We start from the raw sequence: 19,992 nt of genomic DNA, 5'->3' as shown, positions 1-19,992 counted from the left end.
CATGACTTTGCCTTCATGGCTGCAACGCTTCGAGATCGAGCACGATGAGCACGCGGCCATCGCCGAGCAGGGTGGTGCCGAGGCAGGGCAGGCCGGCGAGCAGCCCTTCCAGCGGCCGCAGCATCACCTCCATGCGGGCGCCCAGCCGATCCACCTCCAGCCCGCCATACTGGCCATCGAGGCGGGTGATGACGACCAGCGCCTCACCATCGCCGGACGGCGAAGGGGCCGGGGTCTGGGTCGGGGACGGGGCAAGGCCGATGGACTGCGACAGATCGATCAGCGGCACGGTGCGCGCGCGCCAGACAAAGGCCCGCGCCGCGCCGATGCGGGAGATGGCGCTGCGCGGCAGGCGCACCGTCTCCACCACCGCTTCCAGCGGCAGGCCCAGCACCTGCCCGCCGGCTTCCACCGAGAGGACATCGCTCTTCAGGATGCTGACCGGCAGGCTCAGCGCCATGCGCGTGCCCTCGCCCGGGCGGCTGTGGACGCTGACCCGGCCGCCGAGGCGCGCCAGGGCGACGCGCACCGCGTCCAGCCCCACCCCGCGCCCGGAATAGCCGGTCACGGCGTCGCGGGTGGAGAAGCCGGGGGCGAAGATCAGGTCCAGCGCCTCCTCCTCGCTCAGCGCCGCCAGCGCGTCCGGCCCGGCCAGCCCGCGGGCGGCGGCGCGGGCGCGCAGGCGGGCGGTGTCGATACCGGCGCCGTCATCCTCGATGTCGATGGAGAGCCGGTCCTCGACGCGGCGGGCCCGCACCGCGACGATGCCGGTTTCCGGCTTGCCGGCGGCGGCGCGGGCGCCGGCCGGCTCGATGCCGTGATCGGCGGCGTTGCGCAGAATGTGCAGCAGCGGCTCGAACAGCGCTTCGACGATGGCCTTGTCGGCCTGCGTCTCCTCGCCCTCGATGACGAGGCGGATCGGCTTGCCCAGCGCCTCCGACATGTCGCGCACCAGCCGCGGCAGGCGCTGGAACACATGGCGCAGCGGCAGCACGCGCAGGCCGAGCACCGCATGCTGCAGCTCGCCCACCAGCCGCTCCAGCGTCTCGTGATGCGATTTCAGCCGTTCTGCGAGTTCCTTGGTGGCGAGATCCTTGGCCACCTCGCCGCTGCCGGCCGGCGCCGCCGCCAGCCGGGCATGATGGGCGGCCTGCGTCTTCAGCACGGTGAATTCGCCGGTGAGGCGGACCAGCGCGTCGACGCGCTCGACATCCACCCGCAGCGAGCGCGCCCCGATATCGGCGATCGCCGGTTCCGCCGGGGGGGCGGGCGGTGCGGCGGCCGGGGGAGGGGCGGCCGGCGCCCCGGCGAGCATATCGGCGAGACTGTCGGCAAGACTATCGGCGAGGCTTTGCGGCTCGGCGCCGCTCGCGGCGAGGCGCTCCAGCGCGTCGGCCTCAGGCGCGCGGCCGCTGGCCCGCAGCACCTGTACTGCGGCGCGCAGGGCGCTCGCCCGCCGGCCCTCGAACCCCTCGTCGCGCGGCCCGCGCAGCAGCGCGATCTGTGCCTCGATCAGCAGGGCGGCGGCGTCGGGCGCCCCCGCGCCGGGGGGCGGCACGGAGGGGACAAGATCGCGCCATTCCACCGTGCCGGACAGGCCGGCAAAGGCCGGCGCCAGCCGGGCGCGCGGTTCCGAACCGGCGATGAAAAGGGTGAGCCGGCACTGGAACGGGTCGATCTCCGCCGGCGCCGGCGGGGTCCCGTTAAGGGCGAGGTCGAGCGCCAGCAGGCCGGGAAGCGCCTCCGCCGTGGCGAGCGGGTCCTCGCCGCGAAAGAAGGCGTCGGCGGCCGGGGTGTAGGCGAGAGCGCAGCGGGCCTGCCGCGCCGTCGCCGTCGCCAGAAACCGCTCCAGCCAGCTCTCGAACGCGGCGGGCACCGCGCCGCTCTCCACCGCGATCACCGGCCCGGAAGAAGGCGGCGCGGGGGCCTCTTCTTCCGCAAACAGCGCGATCATCGCCTCGGCGGCGGGGTCGGCATCGGTCGGCGGTTCGCCTGTCGCCTCGATGGCGTCGAGCCAGCGCACCACCTGGTCGAGGCAGGTCAGGCACCGGCCGATCAGCTCGCCGGTGACGGGGACGGCGCCGCTGCGCGCCTGCGACAGCGCGTCCTCCGCCGCGTGCAGGGCGCGGGCCATGGCGGCGAAATCGATGATGCCGGCCGAGCCCTTGAGCGTGTGGAAGGCGCGGAACGCGCCGTCGATCGCCGCCGCGTCGCGCGGGCGTTCCTCGGCCGCCAGCAGGTCGGCGGTGCCCTGCGCGACCAGTTCGCGTGCCTCGATGAGGAACTGCTCGATGAACTCGTTCACGCCGGCACCCCGCACAGCAGCCGGGCGTGAAGCACCAGTGCCGCCGGCTCCAGCGGCTTGACCAGATAGAGATTGGCTCCCGCCGCCCGGGCCGCCGCGACATCCCCCGCGCCGGCCTCGGTGCTGGTGACGAGCGCCGGCAGGGCGGCGAGCGGCAGCGGCTGCCGGCGCAGTGCCCGCAGGAAGGTGATGCCGTCCATCAGCGGCATGTTGACATCGACGATGACGAGATCGGCCGGCGCCCGCAGCAGCTTCTCCAGCGCCTCGACCCCGTTCAGCGCCTCCTCGACGGCAAAGCCGACGGCCTCCAGCGCCTGCCGGTAATAGAGCCTGACGAGGCCGGCATCGTCGACCACCAGAATGCGCGCGCGCCCCGCCTCAGCCATCGCCGCGCTCTCCCGGCCGCTGGTAGATGATGGCGTCGGCAAAGCGGCGCACCTCGAACAGGGGCGAGATCCGGCTCATCGATTCACTGTGGCCCAGGCAGATGAAGCCGCCCGGCAGCAGGTTCTCATAAAGGTTCTCCGCCGCCATGCGCCGCGAGGCCTCGTCGAAATAGATGAGCACGTTGCGGCAGAAAATGACATCGAAGCGGCCATGGGCGCGGGTTTGCGCTAGATCAACCAGATTGACGGTGGAAAAATGGATCGACTGCCGCAGGTCCGCGATCAGCCGCCAGTGCTCGTCATCCACCGGCTCGAAATATTTGCCGATCAGCGCCTCCGGCAGCCGCATCAGCGCCCGGCGGCCGAAAAGCCCGGCCCGCGCCGCCTCCAGCGCCCGCGTGTCGATGTCGGAGCCGACGATCTCGATCTCATAGGCGTCGACCTGCGGCCAGTGTTCCAGCAGCCAGATGGCAATGGAATAGGGCTCCTCGCCGGTGGAGCACGGCACCGACCAGATGCGCAGCGGCCGGCCCGCCGGGCGCTCCATGAGGCGCGCGGGCAGGAGATCGGTGCTCAGGCACTGGAGCTGGTGCTCCTCGCGGAAGAAATAGGTCTCGTTGACGGTGAAGGCGTTGATGAAGGGCTCGACCTCGCCGGGCTGGTCGCTGCGCAGGCGGGCGAAATAGCTGGCGAAGGAGGTGGCGCCGGTGACGCGCATGCGCTCAGCAAGGCGGCGCTCGACAAAATAGCGCTTGGCCTCGGTGAACACCATGCCGCTGCGCCGGTAGAGGAAGTCGCACAGGCGCCGGAAATCCTCGTCGGTCACGGGTGCGCTCACGGGTCGGTGTCGGCGGAGGCCCTGATCCGCCTGATGGCGACCTCAAAGGCGAAACGCAGGAACGGCGTGGCGTCGAAACGCCGGGCGCCGCGCTCCAGCACGGGCAGCGCCTGCGGCCCACCCAGCTCGGTGAGAACGTCAAGCGCTGCGGCGCAAACGTTCGGCTCGCTCTCGCGTTCCACCACAGCGCACAGCAGCGTGGTCGCCTCGGGCGCGGGCAGGGCGCGCGCCAGTTCGCAGGCCAGCAGCCTTATGTCGGCATCGGGGTCGGCGAGCAGCGCCGGCAGCCGGGCGGGAAGCCGGCCCGGCATGGCGGCAAGCGCGGCGAGCGCGCCGTTGCGCAGGCTCGCTTGCCGAGCGCGCAGCAGCGGCAGCAGCGCGTCGGCGGCCTCCTCGCAGCCGAGGCGGGCGAGGGCGGTGAAGATCACCTCGCGCACCGCCGGCTCGGCCTCGACGTGCAGCGCGGCGCTCAGCGGCGCCACCGCGCCCGGCAGGGCGGCCAGCGCGCGGGCGGCGTGGAGGCGCTCCCCGGCGCTGCCGCCCTCAAGCGCGGCGATGAGGGAGGCGCGATCGGCGGGCAGCGCGGCGGCCTCGCCGGCTCGGGCGCGGATCAGCGGCATGTCAGCGTACCATCCATCACGGCACCCTCTTTCACGGCACCATCTTTTGAAGGCGGGCGGCGATGTCCGGCAGCGGCTCGACGAACTCGGCGCCGCCGGCCTTCACCAGCTCGCCGGGCATGCCCCATACAATGGCGGTTTCCTCCGCCTCGGCAATGGTGTGCCCGCCCTGCGCCCGCAGCAGGGCCATGGCCTGCGCGCCATCATTGCCCATGCCGGTCATCAGCACCCCGACCAGCTGGTGGGGCGGCAGATGCTCCAGCGCGCTGCGCACCAGCCGGTCGGTCGAGGGGTGCCAGAGATAGGTCGCCTGCGCCGGGGCGGCCATCGCCACCAGCCCGCCGGCGCGGCGCGAGACGATGAGGTCGGCATCGCCCGCGCCGATATAGACCGTGCCGGGCTGCAGCGGCACCGGCCGGCGCACCTCCACCACAGTGAGCGCGCACAGCGCGTCGAGCCGGCGCGCCAGCGGTCCGGTGAAGCTGCCCGGCATGTGCTGCGCCACCAGGATCGGCCAGGAAAAATCGGCCGGCAGCGGCACCAGCAGCGCCTCCAGCGCCGGCGGGCCGCCGGTGGAGGTGCCGACCAGCACCAGCCCCTCGCCGGGCAGGGGCGCCTCGCTGGGGAAGAGCGCCTCGCCAATGCCGCGAACCGAGGCGGCGTCGGGACGGGGGGAGGCGGCGGCGCGGCCGATGCGGTGGCGCACCCGCTCGCGCAGGCGCAGGCTCGGCCGCACCCGGGCGCGGGCGGCGCCGCGCACCGCCTCGACCAGAGCCGGCGCCCATTCGCGAAGGTGCAGCGACACCGCGCCGGTGGGCTTGGGCACGAAATCCACCGCGCCCAGCTGCAGCCCCTTCAGCGTCGCCTCGGCTCCCTCCTCCGTGTGCGAGGACACCATCACCACCGGGCAGGGCCGCTCGACCATCAGCTGGTCGAGGCAGGCGAGGCCGTCGAGGCGCGGCATGTTGAGATCCAGCGTGATGACATCGGGGGTGAAGGCGCGGTTCTGCTCCAGCGCCTCCAGCCCGTCGCGGGCGAAGCGCAGCTCGAAGCCGCCCGCCTCTGTGAAGACCTCGCCGAGCAGCTTGCGCAGCAGCGCCGAGTCGTCGACCACCAGAAGCTTGATCACGCCCGGGCCGGCCGGGCTTTGCCCGCCGGCCGGGTCGCCGTCCTGGCTCCGGCTTTGGCGAAGGCGTCGAGCAGGCCGCGCTCGGTGCGGGTGAGCAATTCGGCCGGGTCGAGGAGGAGAATGAGCCGGCCGGCCTGTTCGAGATTGAGGATGCCCGACACCAGCCGCGTCGGCTCGCCGGCAAGGTCCGGCGCCGGCGCGATGTCGTCCTGCGGGCGGCGCAGGATTTCGCTCACGCCGTCGACGACGATGCCGGCGCGGTGCGGCCCGCTGCGCAGCACGATCAGCCGGCGGCGCGCGCCCTGCGTCAGCGGTGGCAGGTCGAAGCGGCGGCGCTGGTCGATGACCGGCAGCACCGCGCCGCGCAGATTGATCACGCCTTCCAGAAAGGCGGGGGTCTTCGGAATCCGGGTGAGGGTATCAGGCACCTTCATCACCTCGTCCACCGCCGCGATCGGCAGGCCATATTCGTCGCCGCCGAGGCTGAACACCAGGAAGGACGCGTCGTCCTCGCCCTCGACCGGGGCGGTCGCGGCTTCCGCCGCGTCGTGCGTGTCGAGGTGCTGCATGACCTCCTCCCGGAACAGAGTGTGGCAATCGAGGATCGAGACCAGCCGGCGGCCATCGCCGGCACGGAAGATCGCCTTCAGCCGCGCCTCGCCACCCACCCGCGCCGCCAGCGCCGGCGGGATCGGCTCGACCCGCGCGGGATCGAGCGGCAGCACGGCGGTGATGCGGTCGACCACCAGCCCGACCCACAGGGGGCCGAGCTTCACCACCACCACCTTGGCCGTGCGTGTGGCGGCCGCCGGCGGCAGGCCGAGCAGCGCCCGCAGCGCGAACAGCGGCAGCAGCCGGTCGCGATAGACCATGACGCCGCGCGCCACCGCCTCAGTGGGAGAGGCACGCGCCTCGCCGAGCGGCAGCGTGGTCACGGCGTCGGGCAGCGGCACCACCTCGCGCACCTGCTCGATCGGCAGGGCGTATTCCTGGCCATCGGCCTCGAAGCTGATGAGCTTGCCGGCGCTCGCCTCAATCGCCGGGGCGGCCGGCGCGCTCGCGGCACCCGTGACGGGGCGGCGGGCCGGCCGGGCGCGCGGGGCGAAGGCGGTGGCCAGCAGCGGCACGATATCCAGCACCCGGGCGACGTCGCGCCCGCCATGGAAGCGGAAGGCGCCGGAGATCCTTTCGCCGGGGCGCACCAGGGCGCTCGCCTGCGCGTCTTCCAGCTGGTCGGGATCGATCGCCACCAGCTCGCCCACGCCATCCACCGCCAGCGCCACCGGGCTCTCGCCGCGCAGCACGATGGCCCGCGCGGTGGCGAACGGGGCGGCCGCCTCGGCCCGGCCGAGCAAAGCGCGGGCGCTGGCAACCGGCAGGGCGGCGCCGCGCAGATTGCCGATGCCGAGAAGGCCGGGCGGCGCCTGCGGCAAGCGGGCGAGGGCGGGCACCCGCACCACCTCCGCCACCTCGTCGGCCGGCAGCGCATAATGGCCCGCCTCGACCCGGAAGGTGAGGAAGCGCAGCGGTGCGCGGCCGGCGGCGGGGCGCGGCTCAGACATCGGGCTGCTGCAGCTCGTCGGCGAGCGAGGCGATCTCCTCGATGGCGGCGGCAAGGTCGTCCGCGCCTTCCGCCTGCTGCGAGGAGGCCGTCGCCGCCTGCTGCGAGGCGGCGCTGGCCTGTTCCGCCGTCGCGGCGATCTCGCGCGCCGCCAGCGCGCACTGGCCGGCGGCGGTGAGAATCTCTTGCGCCCCGAGAAGGATCGCCCGGTTGACCGCACTCAGGGCGGCGATATCGCCATCCAGCTTTTCCAGCGCGCCGAACAGGCCGCGATTGGCCTGGATCTCGGCCTCGGCGGCGAGTATGGCCTGCTCGCTGTCGCGGCGCAGCGCGCCGACCTGCTCCAGAATGGCGCGCACCCGGTCCTTGATGCCGCCGACGCTTTCGGAAGCGTCGCGGGCGAGGCTGCGAATGTCGGCGGAGACGAGGGCGAAGCCGCGCCCGGCCTCGCCGGTGCGGGCGGCCTCCACCGAGCCGCTGACCGCGAGCATGGTGATCTGCACCGCGATGAGCGCGGTGGCGTCGACGATTTTCTCGATCCGGCGCCCCAGCTCTTCGAGGTTCTCAAGAGTGGCGAGCCCGGCGCGGGTGCCGGCCAAGGCTGCCTCGACCCCGTCCATCAGCCGCTCCAGCGCGGCGCGGCTCTCGCTCAGCCCGGCTTCAACCGCCGCGACGCGCGCGCTCGCGGCGGTCGCCTTGTCGCGGGCGAGGCCGGCGCCGGCCTCGATCTGCGTCAGCGCGGCGGAGGTCTGCTGGGTGGCGCCGGCCTGCTGCTGGAAGCCGCGGTCGATCTGCTCGATCGCCGCCATGATCTGCGCGGCGGCGCTGGAGAGCTCCTGGATGGTGGCGGAAAGTTCCTCGGCGGTGGTGGCGATCTGCTCGACCTGCGCCTGCGCCGTCGTGCCCGCGCGCAGGCCGTCGGTCACGCGCGCCAGCGCCTGGGCCGCGACCTGGCCCTGTTCGAGCGACAAGGCCTGCTGCTGGATGGCGGTCTGGGCCTGCGTCGCGGCCGCCGCCTGCGTTTCCGCCACGCTGGCGATCTGGGTGGCGCCGCGCTGGGCTTCCGCCGCGGCGCGCTCCGCCTCCAGCGCGGCTGTGGCGATCTGGTCGCTGCCTTCGGTCAGGTGCCCCATATCGGCGCGCAGCGCCTCCAGCGCGGCGACGATGGCGGCGCCGGCCCGGGCCTGCCCCCGTGCCGCCTCGGCGCCCTGCTTCACCCCGTCGGCGACGGAGCGGACCTGCGCCTGGATGGTCTCGGCAAGGCCCTGCACCTCGCCGGCGCTGGTCTCCGAGACTTCCGCCAGCGCCCGCACCTCTTCCGCCACCACGGCGAAGCCCCGCCCCTTGTCGCCGGCCCGCGCCGCCTCAATGGCGGCGTTGAGCGCGAGAAGGTTGGTCTGGTCGGAAATCCGCCCCACCGTCTCGGTGATGGCGCCGATGTCGCGCGCCCGGCGCTCCAATTCGTCGATCCGCGCCACCGAGGCCTGCTGGCGGTCGGCATTGCGCTCGATCGAGCGGATGGACGCGGTGATCTGCAGCGCCGTCTCGGCCACCACGAGCTGCACCGCCTCGGTGCGCCGGCGCCCGGCATCGACCTCGGCGCGGGCGCTCATCAGGGTGGAGGCTACCGCCTTGATCGCGGTGAGCTGCTCCTGCGACCCGCCGGCGGCCTCGTCGGCGCCGGCGGCGATCAGCTCCATGGAGCGGCGCAGTTCCTCGGCGGCGGCCGAGGCTTCCATCAGCCCGCTGGCCAGTTCCTCGGTGGCCGCCGCCAGACGCTCGGACACCTTGTCGAGCGGCGCGGCGCCGTTGCGGCGGGCCGGGGCGGGCTTCGACGCCCCGCGCGCCGGCGGCTCCCCGTCCTTGCTGGAGGCCGGGGTCAGTTTGGTAGATTTCACAAGCGCCATGCCGCCCTCTGGATCGTCGGCCCATTTTTCGTTGCGGCCCGCACTGTGCGATGGCCCACCGGCGGGCGCAACGCCCCCGCCTGTGGCCGCCGATGATCGCGCCAGAGGGTTAAAGTCGGCCGGCGGCAAAGGGTTCCGCACAAAGTCAGGCGGAGGCCTTGCGCGCCGCCAGCCGTGCGCTGCGGTACTGCCTCGGCGAGGCGCCCAGCGCATTGCGGAACTCGCGCGAGAAATGCGCCGCATCCGAGAAGCCGCAGTCAAAGGCGATCTCGGTGATGCTGCGCGGGCTGTTCTCCAGCATCCAGCAGGCATAATGGGTGCGCAGCTGCCGCTGGAAGGCCGCCGGGGCGATGCCGAGCGTCGCGCCGAAAGCGCGTTCCAGCTGGCGGGTGGAACAGCCGACATAGCGGGCAATGGCCTCCATCGAGGGGGGATCGTCCAGCCGCTGCTCCATGAAATGCACCGCCTGATGCACCCGCGCATCGGTGACGCGGGCGAGATCGGCGACGAAATGCGGCTGCGGCAGCGAGGGCGGACGCATGCCCTGCAGCATCATGTGCCGTACCGCCTGGTTGGCCTTGGCCGCCCCGCAATGGCGGGTGACGAGATAGAGGCCGAGATCGATCGCCGCCGTGGAGCCGGCGCAGGAGAGCAGATCGCCCTCGTCGACGAAGAGCTTGTCGGTCACGGCGGTGAGCGTCGGAAACTGCGCCTGGAACGCCTCCAGCACGTTCCAGTGGATGCACACGGTGCGCTTGGCCGCCAGCCCGGCCTGGGCGATGGCGAAGGTGCCGGTGCACACGCCGATCAGCCGCGCCCGGCAGGCGGCAGCGCGGCGCAGATAGTCGAGCAGCGCCGCCGGCGGGTGCTCATTGAGATAGTCATTGCCGCCGCACACGGCGATATAGTCGAACTGGGCCGGATCGAGCAGCGGCGCGCTGTCGGAGATCACCACGCCGCAGCTGGCCCGGCGCGGGGTGCCGTCGAGGCTCATCACCGTCCAGGAGGCGTGGATCTGCCGGCTGCGCCCGCCATGGTCGGCGGCGAGCCGCAGCGCGTCGATCAGCCCGCCAAAGGCGGCGAGGGTGAACTGGTCGAGCAGCACGAAGCCGACGCGCAGCGGCGACAGCCGGCCCGGCACGGCGGGGGGCTCGTCGTCGGGGCGCGGGGCGAGGGATGGCGCAGAGTTCATGTCGCTCATATCAAAGTTTCTGGCCCGATCCTGCAAGCCAACGCTGCGTCAGGCGACGACACTGGCCCTTGCCTGCACATGAGGGGAGACAACAACATGGCACGCTTACCCGGTCTTGTTACGGCCTCGGCGCTCGCGCTGGCCGCCGCCATCGCGCCGGCATCGGCGCAGGAGGCTCTCCATGTCGCCTGGTATGGCGGCAATTGGGGCGACGCCTTCAAGGCCTGCGTCGCCGATCCCTTCACCAAGGCGACGGGCGTCGCGGTGGTGCCTGAGGTCGGCACCTCCACCGTCACCCTCGCCAAGCTGCAGCAGCAGAAGGACGCCCCGACCATCGACGTCGCCTGGATGGATGGCGGCGTGAGCGAGCTGGCGGAAGCCGCCGGCGTGCTGGCGCCGATTACCGAAAAGGGCGTGCCCAACCTGAAGGACGCCCTGCCGCAGGCGGTCTATAGCAATGCCAACGGCACCTATGCCGTCGGCACCGGCTATTATTCGCTCGGCCTCACCTACAACACCAAGGAAATCCCGCAGGCGCCGACGTCCTGGAATGACCTCTGGAAGCCGGAATATGCCGACGCGGTGACGATTCCCTCGCCGGCCAATTCCTCCGGCGTGCCGTTCCTGTTCTTCCTGCACAAGATCTGGAACGCCCCGGCCGGCGATTTCGCCCCGGTCTTCGCCAAAATCAAGGAGCTGAAGCCGGCGCTGTTCTTCGATTCCTCGGGCGCGGCTTCCAATGCCTTCCAGAGCAGCGAGGCGATCATCGGCGCGCATTTCAATGTCGGCGCCTTCGACCTTGCCGCCAAGGGTCTGCCGATCGGCTTCACCGTGCCGAAGGAGGGCGTGTGGGCCACCGATGCCCGCCTGCATCTCGTGAAGAACGCGCCGCGCGCTGAGATGGCGCAGAAGTTCATCGACACCGCGCTGACGCCGGCCGCCTCGCAGTGCCTGGCCGAAAAGCTGTTCCTCGGCCCGTCGGTGAAGGGCGTGAACGTGTCGCCCGAGACCGCCGCCAAGCTGCCCTGGGGCGCGAAGGGCTCGGTGGAGACGCTCTATCTGCTGAACTGGACCGAGGTGAACGCCAAGCGCGCCGAGCTGGTCGACACCTGGAACCGCGAGATCGCCCGCAAATAGCGCGCGAACCAACGCACCCGCCCGGGCGAGGCTTCTAGCCGAGGCTTCCGGGCGGGGTTTTCTCCTCACCCATGCCGAGCTTTTCCGTGCCGGGCGGCCGTGATGGCCCCAGCGCGCCGGCTCTGGCGTAATCTGGCTTCGCCGACTTCGGACGGCCACCCTTTGCCGCGCCGTCCGCTCTCCCGCGAGGACACCCCTGTGCCGCCACTTCTGTCCATCGACGCCGTCTCGAAGAACTTCGCCGCGCACCGGGCGCTGGTCGAGGTCGACCTCGCGGTCGAAGCCGGCGAGTTCATCGCCCTGCTGGGACCGAGCGGCTGCGGCAAGACCACGCTGCTGCGCTGCATCGCCGGCTTCCTCACCCCCGATGCCGGCCGCATCCGCATCGAGGACGAAGACATCACCCGCGCGCCGCCCTATCGCCGGCCGCTGAACACGGTGTTCCAGAGCTACGCGCTGTTTCCGCATATGAGCGTCGCCGACAATGTCGCCTATGGCCCGCGCCGTGCCGGGGTGGGCCGCCGCGAGGCGCAGGCGAGGGCGCGCGAGGCCTTGGCGCTGGTCGGGCTGGAGGAGATGGGCACGCGGCTGCCGCGTGCGCTTTCCGGCGGCCAGCAGCAGCGCGTGGCGCTGGCGCGCGCCATCGTCAACCGGCCCAAGCTGCTGCTGCTCGACGAACCACTCTCCGCGCTCGACCTCAAGCTGCGCCGGCGCATGCAGATCGAGCTGAAGCACATCCAGGAAAAGCTCGGCATCGCCTTCATCTTCGTCACCCACGACCAGGAGGAGGCGATGGCGATGGCCGACCGGATCGTGGTGATGCATGCCGGGCGCATCGAGCAGACCGGCACGCCGGAGGCGATCTACCGGGCGCCGGCGACCCGCTTCGTCGCCGAATTCGTCGGCGAGCCGAACCTCATTCCGCTGGAACCGGCCGGGCCGGGGCGGGCGCGGCTCGCCCTTGGCGGGGCGGAACTGCCGGCCGCCGCCGGCATGCGCTTCGCCATGGCCAGGCCGGAGGACATCGTCCTCGTCGACGGGCCGGTGCCGGACGATCTCGCCACCTTTCCCGGCATCGTCGAGGAGGTGCTGGCGATCGGCCCGCTCACCACGCTGTTCGTGCGCTGCGGCGTGCTGCTTTTGAAAGTGGCGCGGCTCGGCATGTCCGGGGCCGAGCTCACGCCCGGCAGCACTGTGACAATCGGCCTGCGCCCCGCCGCGCTGCACCTGATCGCGGAGTGAGTGCCGTGATCGCGCCCCGCACGACACTGGCGCTGCTGCTGTTCGCGCCGCTGGCCTTTTTCGCCGCCTTCTTCCTGGCGCCGATGGCGGTGGTGGCGCTCGCCAGCTTCACCACCGACGAGGGCGGGCTGACCTTCGCCCACTATGCCCGCATCCTGCTCGACCAGTATCATTGGGACGTGCTGTGGGTGACGTTCCGCATCGCGCTCGCCACCACGGCGCTGTGCCTGCTGATCGGCTTTCCTCTGGCCTGGTACCTGGTGCGGATCGTGCGCTGGCGCAGCTGGCGGCGGGCCTGTGTCATTCTCATCGTCGTGCCGCTGTTCACCTCCAACATCGTGCGCTCCTTTGGCTGGATGGTGCTGCTGGGCCGCACCGGCCTCGTCAATCAGGGGCTGATGGGGATGGGGCTCACCGAGCGTCCGATCCGATTTCTCGGCACCGAGACCGGCATATTGATCGGCATGGTCTACATCCTCATGCCCTTCGTGGTGCTCTCGGTCGGCAATGCGCTGGCCAAGATCGATACCGCGCTGGAGGATGCCTCGGCCGATCTCGGCGTCGGGCCGGCGCGCACCTTCTGGTTCGTCACCCTGCCGCTGTGCCTGCCGGGCGCGGTCTCCGGCGCCATCATGGTGTTCGCCTTAGCGGTGAGCGCCTATGTGACGCCGGCCTTGCTCTCGGGCGGGCAGATCACCGTCTTCTCCATGCTGATCTTCCAGCAATATTCCTCGGTGTTCGACTTCCATTATGGCGGCGCGCTGAGCGTGACGCTGCTGGTGCTGACGCTGGTTCTCGTCACCCTCGCCGGCCGTGTCGGCGAGCGCGGAAGGAGGGCGGCATGATCGCGCGCCTTCTCATCCGCATCGTCGCGCTCGCCGCCATGGCCTATCTGGTGCTGCCGCTGGTGGTGATCATCGGGGCGTCGCTGACGGAGACGAGCTACCTCGCCTTTCCCCCGCAGGGGCTGACGCTGAAATGGTTCGGCGTGCTGTTCGACGACCCGTCCTATGTCTCGGCCTTCATCACCTCGACCCTGCTGGCGCTGGCGGCGACCGGGGTGGCGGTGCTGCTGGCGGTGCCGGCGAGCCTCGCTTTGGCGCGCTACGTCTTCGCCGGGCGGGCGGCGGCGGCCTCGCTGCTGATGTCGCCCCTCGTGCTGCCCTATGTCGTGCTCGGCGCGGCGCTGCTGCAGTTCGGCACCGATTTCGGGCTGGCGCGCTCCTTCGAGGCGCTCCTCGTCGGCCATGTCGTCATCGTCATGCCCTTCGTGCTGCGCTCGGTGCTGCCGCTGCTGACGCCGGAGCAGCGGGCGCTGGAAGAAGCCTCGATGGACCTCGGCGGCACGCCGCTCGCCACCTTCTTCCTGGTGGTGCTGCCGCAGATCCGCGGCGGCATCGTCTCCGGCGCGCTTCTCGCCTTCATCTCCTCCTGGATCAACGTTGAACTGTCGATCTTCAACACGACGTCGGCGCTCAACACCATCCCGGTGAAGATGTTCAACTACGTGCAGTACACGATCGATCCCACGATCGCGGCGGTGTCCGCGATCACCATCGTCGCGGCTGCGCTCGTCATCATCCTTCTCGATCTGCTGATCGGCCTCGACATGCTGTCCGAGCGCCAACAGCCCTAAGTCCAACGGAGCCTTCGCGATGCGCAAGCAGGATAGTTTCGACGTTATTTACACCCACACCGAGGGTGAGCCGCTCTGCATCATCCATAGCGGCATTCCCTATCCCGCCGGCTCCACCATCCTGGAGAAGCGCGCCTTCCTGGAAGCCAATTACGACTGGGTGCGCACCGCGCTGATGCGCGAGCCGCGCGGCCATCGCGACATGTTCGGCGTGTTCCTCACCCCGCCTTCCTCGCCCGACTATGACGCCGGCCTGATCTATATCGACGGCACGCAGTATTCGCACATGTGCGGCCACGGCACGATCGCGGTCGCCATGGCGATGGTTGCGCACGGCTTCGTGCGCCGCTCGGAAGACGGCCTCACCAAGATCCGCTTCGAGACCACCGCCGGGCTGGTGCAGGCGGAAGTGGCCACGCAGGGCGACGAGGTGCTGTGGACGCGCTTCGAGAACGTGCCGGCCTATGTCGCGGCGCAGGATGTGGCGTTCGACCTGCCGGGTGTCGGCGCGCTGAAGGCCGACATCGTCTGGGGCGGCAATTATTTCGGCATTATCGACCTGCGCGGCACGGCGCTGAAGATCGGCCCGGAGAACGGCTCGGAGCTCTCCCGCCTCGGCATTCTCGCCCGCGAGGCGATCCGCGAGAAGGTGAAGATCCAGCACCCCACCGCCGGCCATATCAACAATTTCAACTTCGTCACCTTCTGGCACGAGCCGACCATTGCGGGCGCGCTGTACAAGAATGTGCATGTGTTCAGCGCCGGCCAGCTCGACCGCTCCCCCGGCGGCACCGGCACCAGCGCGATGATGGCGATGTTCGAGGCGCGCGGCGTGATCGGGCTCAACCAGCCGATCACCTCCGAGGGCCTGCTCGGCACCGGCACCTTCGAGGGCGAGCTGATCGGCGAGACCCGTCTCAACGATGTGCGCGCCGTGCGCCCGACGGTGAAGGGCACGGCCGGCCTGCTCGGCACCGCGCGCTGGCTGATCGACCGCAAGGACCCGGTCGGCGCCGGCTTCCTGGTCGCCTGACGCCCACGACGCTTTGCGAAAATGAGAAGACCGGCGCCATCCGGCGCCGGTCTTTTGCCGGCTTATTGATAAAACGCTCTAGCGTGCCATGGCGCGCAGTTCGGCGATCTCGTCTGCCGTTAGGTAACGGATCTTCTCGCCGCGCAGCAGGAAGGCGAGGCGGGCGGTCTCTTCCAGCTCTTCCGCATTGTTGACCGCGTCTTCGAGGTCCTTGCCCAGCACCACCACGCCATGCGAGGCGAGCAGGAAGGCGTTGACCGGGTGCGCCCGGGCCGCGATGGCGAGGTCGCGGGCGATTTCCGCCGCGCCCGGCCGGTAATAGGGAATGACCGGCATATAGCCGGCGCGCATCACGTAATAGGGCGTGAAGGGGCGCAGGGCGTTGTCGGTCGGCAGGTCCTCAAGGCAGGACAGGGCGGTGAGATAGGTGGAGTGCAGATGCACGATCGCCCCCGCCTCCGGCCGCGCCTCGAACAAAGCGAGATGGAAGGCGAATTCCTTTGACGGCTTCGGCCCCAGCACCGGCTGGCCATCGCCGTCGATCCGCGCTAACGCGCCGGGGGAGAGGCGCCCGAGGCTGCCGCCCGTCGGCGTGACGAGAAAGCCGCCTTCCTCCAGCCGCACCGACACATTGCCGGCGCCGCCGACGCTATAGCCGCGCTCGAACAGGCTCTTGCACAGGGCGCAAAGCAATTCGGCTCTGGAATTCGCGCTCATCTTCTTCTCCACGCGATGGATGAGGGCCGGCACCGCAGCGGCGCCGGCCGTCAGCGGGGTTAGTTCGACAGCGCCCAGCTGGTGAAGCCGGGCACATAGGTGACAAGCGCCAGCACCGCCAGCATGATGCCGATGAAGGGCAGCATGGCCTTGGACAGCTTCATGACCGGCACGCCGGAGATGCTGCTGGCGAGGTAGAGCGCGGTGCCCACGGGTGGCGTGAGCAGGCCGATGGTGAGGTTGATCACCATGACCAGGCCGAACTGCACCGGGTCCACATCCAGATGCGCCGCGACGGGGCCGAGGATCGGCGTCATCAAGAGGATCGCCGGGCCGCTGTCGAGGAACATGCCGACCACCAGCAGCATGATGTTGATCAGCAGCAGCAGCAGGATCTTGTTCTCGGTCAGGCCGAGAATGGCGCCGGCGATGGTCTGCGGCAGCCGTGCATTGGTCAGCAGCCAGCCGAACAGCGAGGTCGCGGCGATGATCGCGGCGATCACCGCCGTGGCGATGGCGGCCTCGATGCAGATCTTGGGAATGTCGGCGAGGGTGAATTCCTTGTAGACGAACAGCCCGACCAGGAAGGCATAGACCGCGACCACGGCGCCGCCTTCGGTGGGGGTGAACACACCCATGCGGATGCCGCCGATGATGATGACCGGCATCATCAGCGCCCAGCTCGCCTCCTTGAAGCGCTTCCACTTCTCGGCCCCGCTCACCCGGCCCTCAATGGGATAGCCGTGCCGGACGGCGTAGAAATAGGAATAGAGCGCGAAGCCGAGGCCGATCAGGATGCCTGGGGCGATGGCGGCGAGGAACAGGTCGCCGATCGAGGCCTGGTTGGACACGCCATAGATGATGATGGCGATGCTCGGCGGCAGGATCAGCGCCAGACTACCTGAGGAGGCGACCAGCGCGGCGGAGAAGCCGGCATCGTAATTGCGCTTCTTCATCTCCGGGATCATCACCGAGCCCAGCGCCGCGACATCCGCCACGCCCGAGCCGGAGACGCCGCCCATGATGACGCCGCTTGTGGTGACGACATGGGCGAGGCTGCCGCGGATGTTGCCGACCAGCGCCAGCGCCAGATTGATGATGCGCCGCGTGATGCCGCCATGGCCCATCAGCGAGCCGGCCAGCATGAACAGCGGGATCGCCATCAGCGGGAAGGAATCCACCGAGGTGAACAGCCTCTGGCCGAACAGCGCCATCGGGTAGCCCTGATAGAGGATGGCGCCCAGCGAGGCGAGGGCGATGCCGAAGGCGACGGGAACGCCGAGGATGAGAAACAGCGCGAAGCCGCCGAAGAGGAGAAGGGCAATCATGAGGCGATCTCTCCGCCGGAGGTCATGTTCTTCCAGGTCGCGCGCAGGGCGAAGTACAGCAACGCGGCCCCGCTGAACGGGATGACCGTGTAGACATAGTACATGGGCAGGCCGAGGGCGGCGCTGCGCTGGTGCAGGCCGAACTTGATCAGCGACAGGCCGCCGACGACCAGCGCCAGCCCGACCACGCCGACCAGCACTGTGTTCAGTATCACCAGCCCGCGCGAGGGCCTGGCCGGCAGCAGCGACACCAGGAAGTCCAGCGCGATATGCGCCTTGGACTGGAAGGCGGCCGCCATGCCGAGGAAGGTGATCCAGACAAAGATGTAGCGGCCCAGTTCTTCGGACCAGCTCAGCGAATTCTCGAAGACATAACGGGAGATCACCTGCGCGAAGGTCACGCCCATCATGGCGAACATCAGCGCGCCGATGGCCCAAAGCAGAAATGTGTGTATCAGCCGATCCAGCTTGTCCAAGCTCGTTTCTCCCTTAGGCGGCGCGCCGAAACCCGGAACGGAAGGGAAGGCTGGTTCCCACCGTTCCGGGAGCGTGGCAGATAAAGGCCGCGCAGGCCGGCGGGCTAGCGCCCGAGTTCCTGCTTGATGCGGTTGTAAAGGTCGGGGTCGACCTTGGCGCCGAAGGCGTCATGCGCGGACTGCGCCGCAGCGGCGATCGGGGCGGTGTCGGGATGGCTGACCTTGAGGCCGGCGGCCTCCATCTTCTTCAGCATCTCGTCGGTCTTGGTGCGGACCTGCTCGTTCTCGAACGCCGTGGCGGCATTGGCGGCCTCGACCACGATCTTCTGCTGCTCGGGGGTCAGCTGCTTCCAGCGCATCTCGCTGATCGACAGCGTGACATATTCATACTTGTGGTTGGTGAAGGACAGGTTCGACTGCACTTCGTTGATCCGGCCGCCAAAGATGAACGGGATCGGGTTTTCCTGCGCCGAGATGACGCCCTGCTCAAGGCCGGTATAGACCTCGCTCCAGGCCATCGGGGTCGGGTTGGCGCCGATGGCGCGCCACGTGGTGACCATGGCGGGGATTTCCGGCACGCGGATCTTCAGGCCCTTGAGGTCCTCGATGCCGTTGATCGGCTTGTTCGCCGTCACCTGGCGCGAGCCGCGCTCCCACCAGTCCAGAATGCGGACATTGGCGGTTTCCACCACCTTGCCGGCGATTTCCTCGCCGATCTTGCCCTTGACGACCTTGTTGAACTCGTCCTGCGACTTGAACAGATAGGGCAGTTCCAGCAGCTGGATCGAGGGCGCGAAATTGCCGAGCACGCCGGCGATGAGGCCGAAATCGACCGTGCCCATCTGCATGCCCTCGACCAGGTCGCGGTCGCCACCGAGCGTCGAGTTCGGGTAGATGGTCAGCGTGATGGTGCCGTTGGAGCGCTTCTCCAGCTCTTCCTTGAACTTCTGGGCGCCGAGATGCCACAGGTCCTGCTCGGACTGGATGTGGCCGAGCTTGAGGTTCAGCACGTCCTGGGCGAGGGCGGGCGCCGGCACTGAGGCGAGAGCGAGGGCGGAAACGGCGGAGAAGACCGCCAGCTTCAGCATCTTCACGGTGTTGTTCAACAAATCATATCCTCCTTTTGGTCTTGTGATTTGCGGCCTGTGTCGACATGCTTTGCCAGCTTCAGGCCGCGCGTTCAGTGGCCGCGCAGGACGGCATCGGCCTCGGCGAAGAAATTGACCCCGCCGAAATTCCCCGACTTCAGGGCGAGCGCTACCGGGCGGCCCCCGGCCGGAACGGCGCGCAGCGCGGGGGCGCCCGGCGCGATTTCCGGGCCGATGTCCAGCGCGCTTAGGTCCAGCCCCTCGACGACGGCGCCCGAGGTCTCGCCCCCGGCGACGATGAGGCGTCCAACGCCCCCGGCGACGAGGGCTCGGGCGATGGCGGCGAACAGTTTTTCGATCGCCGCCGCCACGGTCTCACGGCCATGGATGTTCTGGGCGCGCCGCACCTCCTCGGGATCAGCCGAGGAGAACACCAGCGGGCGCGCGGTCTGCGCCAGCGCCCAATCGGCGATGGCCTGCGGGTCCAGCCGGCCGGCGACGGCGTCATCGGCGGCGATCTCGAACACCGGCAGGCCGTCCGTGCGATGGCGCGCGACCTGGCCGCGCGTGGCGGTGGAGCACGAGCCGGAGAGCACGACGCACGGCCCCTCGACTCCCTGCCAGGCGCTGCCTTCGCCCGACAACAGGCCCTGACGGCGGAAATTGTCCGGCAGCCCCATGGCGATGCCGGAGCCGCCTGTTATGAGCTTGGCCCCGTCCAGCGCCGCGCCGATTTCCATCAGATCGGCGTCGGACAGTGCGTCGACCACGATCAGCCGGGCCCCGTCCGCATCGGTGCGGGTGAGCGCCTCGCCAATGGCGGCGGCGCCCTTGCGCACCTCGGCGAAACCGACATGGCCGACCTTCATGTCGGTCTGCCGTGCCAGCCAGCGCCTTATATCGGCATCGGTCATCGGGTTGAGCGGGTGGTGTTCCAGGCCGCTCTCATTCAGAAGCCGGTCATGGACGAACAGATGGCCCTGATAGAGGGTGCGGCCGGCGCCGGGAAACACCGGGCAGACCACGACCTTGCGGGCATCCAGCGCCTCGGCAAGCGCCGCCGCCACCGGGCCGATATTGCCCTCGGGGGTGCTGTCGAAGGTCGAGCAATATTTGAACAGGAACTGGGTGCAGCCCTGCGCCTTCAGCCATTCCAGCGCCTGCAGCGACTGGGCGATGGCGTCCTTCGCCGGAATGCTGCGCGATTTGAGCGCCACCACGCCGGCCTCGACCGAGGGATCGGCCGGCGCGGTCGGCACGCCGGAATATTGGGTGACGCGCATGCCCTGCTTCGACAGGGTGTTGGCCAGGTCGCTGGAGCCGGTGAAGTCGTCGCCAATGCAGCCGAGAAGCATGTTCAGAGCCTTTGCAGATGTTCGGTCCGGAGGGGCGCCCGC

The 19,992-nt window shown here is 70.0% G+C and carries 18 protein-coding genes; 5 read left to right on the top strand and 13 right to left on the bottom strand.

Translation table 11 applies throughout. The features are described 5' to 3' along the window. Window positions 1-13 precede the first annotated feature (13 nt). The 8 genes from J2S76_RS17640 to J2S76_RS17605 all read right to left on the bottom strand — a co-directional run bounded on the left by J2S76_RS17640 (window position 14) and on the right by J2S76_RS17605 (window position 9,947). The gene (locus J2S76_RS17640) at window positions 14-2,305 is read right to left on the bottom strand and encodes a chemotaxis protein CheA (RefSeq protein ID WP_307062503.1); all 2,292 of its coding nucleotides are present in this window, start codon (window positions 2,303-2,305) and stop codon (window positions 14-16) included. Continuing rightward, the gene (locus tag J2S76_RS17635) at window positions 2,302-2,691 is read right to left on the bottom strand and encodes a response regulator (RefSeq protein ID WP_307062501.1); all 390 of its coding nucleotides are present in this window, start codon (window positions 2,689-2,691) and stop codon (window positions 2,302-2,304) included. Before J2S76_RS17635 ends, J2S76_RS17640 begins: the two co-directional genes overlap by 4 nt. Next, window positions 2,684-3,517, bottom strand: coding sequence for a CheR family methyltransferase (locus J2S76_RS17630; RefSeq protein WP_370874780.1), 834 nt, complete (start codon window positions 3,515-3,517; stop codon window positions 2,684-2,686). Before J2S76_RS17630 ends, J2S76_RS17635 begins: the two co-directional genes overlap by 8 nt. A gap of 8 nt (window positions 3,518-3,525) precedes the next feature. Beyond that, a complete protein-coding gene (locus J2S76_RS17625; protein WP_307062497.1) occupies window positions 3,526-4,149 on the bottom strand; it encodes a HEAT repeat domain-containing protein in 624 nt (207 codons plus the stop codon). A gap of 31 nt (window positions 4,150-4,180) precedes the next feature. Beyond that, window positions 4,181-5,278 carry a chemotaxis-specific protein-glutamate methyltransferase CheB gene (gene cheB, locus J2S76_RS17620; RefSeq protein ID WP_307062495.1) on the bottom strand — a complete coding sequence of 366 codons (1,098 nt, stop codon included), beginning with the start codon at window positions 5,276-5,278 and terminating at the stop codon, window positions 4,181-4,183. Further along, the gene (locus tag J2S76_RS17615; RefSeq protein ID WP_307062493.1) at window positions 5,275-6,840 is read right to left on the bottom strand and encodes a chemotaxis protein CheW; all 1,566 of its coding nucleotides are present in this window, start codon (window positions 6,838-6,840) and stop codon (window positions 5,275-5,277) included. Before J2S76_RS17615 ends, cheB begins: the two co-directional genes overlap by 4 nt. Then, a complete protein-coding gene (locus tag J2S76_RS17610) occupies window positions 6,833-8,746 on the bottom strand; it encodes a methyl-accepting chemotaxis protein (RefSeq protein ID WP_307062491.1) in 1,914 nt (637 codons plus the stop codon). The genes J2S76_RS17615 and J2S76_RS17610 overlap by 8 nt, the downstream gene beginning before the upstream one ends. Before the next feature lie 145 nt (window positions 8,747-8,891). Continuing rightward, complete coding sequence (locus J2S76_RS17605) at window positions 8,892-9,947, bottom strand: GlxA family transcriptional regulator (RefSeq protein ID WP_307062489.1); 1,056 nt, start codon at window positions 9,945-9,947, stop codon at window positions 8,892-8,894. 87 nt (window positions 9,948-10,034) lie between these two features. On the opposite strand from J2S76_RS17605, the gene J2S76_RS17600 reads away from it, so the two are divergent. From J2S76_RS17600 to J2S76_RS17580, 5 genes are all read left to right on the top strand, one after another. Then, on the top strand, window positions 10,035-11,075 hold the full coding sequence (locus tag J2S76_RS17600) for an ABC transporter substrate-binding protein (protein ID WP_307062487.1): 1,041 nt from the start codon (window positions 10,035-10,037) through the stop codon (window positions 11,073-11,075). Window positions 11,076-11,177: 102 nt separating this feature from the next. Further along, entirely contained in the window at window positions 11,178-12,317 is a 1,140-nt protein-coding gene (locus J2S76_RS17595) for an ABC transporter ATP-binding protein (RefSeq protein WP_307062485.1), read from the top strand. A gap of 5 nt (window positions 12,318-12,322) precedes the next feature. Continuing rightward, window positions 12,323-13,162, top strand: a complete 840-nt coding sequence (locus J2S76_RS17590) for an ABC transporter permease (RefSeq protein ID WP_307062483.1) — start codon at window positions 12,323-12,325, stop codon at window positions 13,160-13,162. Beyond that, window positions 13,159-13,953: an ABC transporter permease gene (locus tag J2S76_RS17585; protein WP_307062481.1), complete on the top strand. Its 795-nt coding sequence runs from the start codon at window positions 13,159-13,161 to the stop codon at window positions 13,951-13,953. Before J2S76_RS17590 ends, J2S76_RS17585 begins: the two co-directional genes overlap by 4 nt. Before the next feature lie 19 nt (window positions 13,954-13,972). Beyond that, window positions 13,973-14,986 (top strand): proline racemase family protein, encoded by a 1,014-nt coding sequence (locus tag J2S76_RS17580; protein ID WP_307062479.1) that lies wholly within the window; start codon window positions 13,973-13,975, stop codon window positions 14,984-14,986. Window positions 14,987-15,064: 78 nt separating this feature from the next. On the opposite strand, the gene otnC is transcribed toward J2S76_RS17580, so the two are convergent. From otnC to otnK, 5 genes are all read right to left on the bottom strand, one after another. Then, on the bottom strand, window positions 15,065-15,703 hold the full coding sequence (gene otnC, locus J2S76_RS17575) for a 3-oxo-tetronate 4-phosphate decarboxylase (RefSeq protein ID WP_307062477.1): 639 nt from the start codon (window positions 15,701-15,703) through the stop codon (window positions 15,065-15,067). A 59-nt stretch (window positions 15,704-15,762) separates the two neighbouring features. Next, entirely contained in the window at window positions 15,763-17,031 is a 1,269-nt protein-coding gene (locus tag J2S76_RS17570) for a TRAP transporter large permease (RefSeq protein WP_307062476.1), read from the bottom strand. Next, window positions 17,028-17,507: a TRAP transporter small permease gene (locus tag J2S76_RS17565; RefSeq protein WP_307062475.1), complete on the bottom strand. Its 480-nt coding sequence runs from the start codon at window positions 17,505-17,507 to the stop codon at window positions 17,028-17,030. Before J2S76_RS17565 ends, J2S76_RS17570 begins: the two co-directional genes overlap by 4 nt. Window positions 17,508-17,611: 104 nt before the next feature. Beyond that, window positions 17,612-18,613 (bottom strand): TRAP transporter substrate-binding protein, encoded by a 1,002-nt coding sequence (locus tag J2S76_RS17560; RefSeq protein ID WP_307062474.1) that lies wholly within the window; start codon window positions 18,611-18,613, stop codon window positions 17,612-17,614. 74 nt (window positions 18,614-18,687) lie between these two features. Continuing rightward, window positions 18,688-19,950, bottom strand: coding sequence for a 3-oxo-tetronate kinase (gene otnK / locus J2S76_RS17555; protein ID WP_307062472.1), 1,263 nt, complete (start codon window positions 19,948-19,950; stop codon window positions 18,688-18,690). Window positions 19,951-19,992: the final 42 nt, after the last annotated feature.

Origin of the sequence: Ancylobacter vacuolatus (genome assembly GCF_030813595.1) — a bacterium.
Classification (GTDB): domain Bacteria; phylum Pseudomonadota; class Alphaproteobacteria; order Rhizobiales; family Xanthobacteraceae; genus Ancylobacter; species Ancylobacter vacuolatus.
The sequence above is the reverse complement of the archived record's forward strand: the minus strand, read 5'-3'. Positions and strand labels throughout refer to the sequence as shown.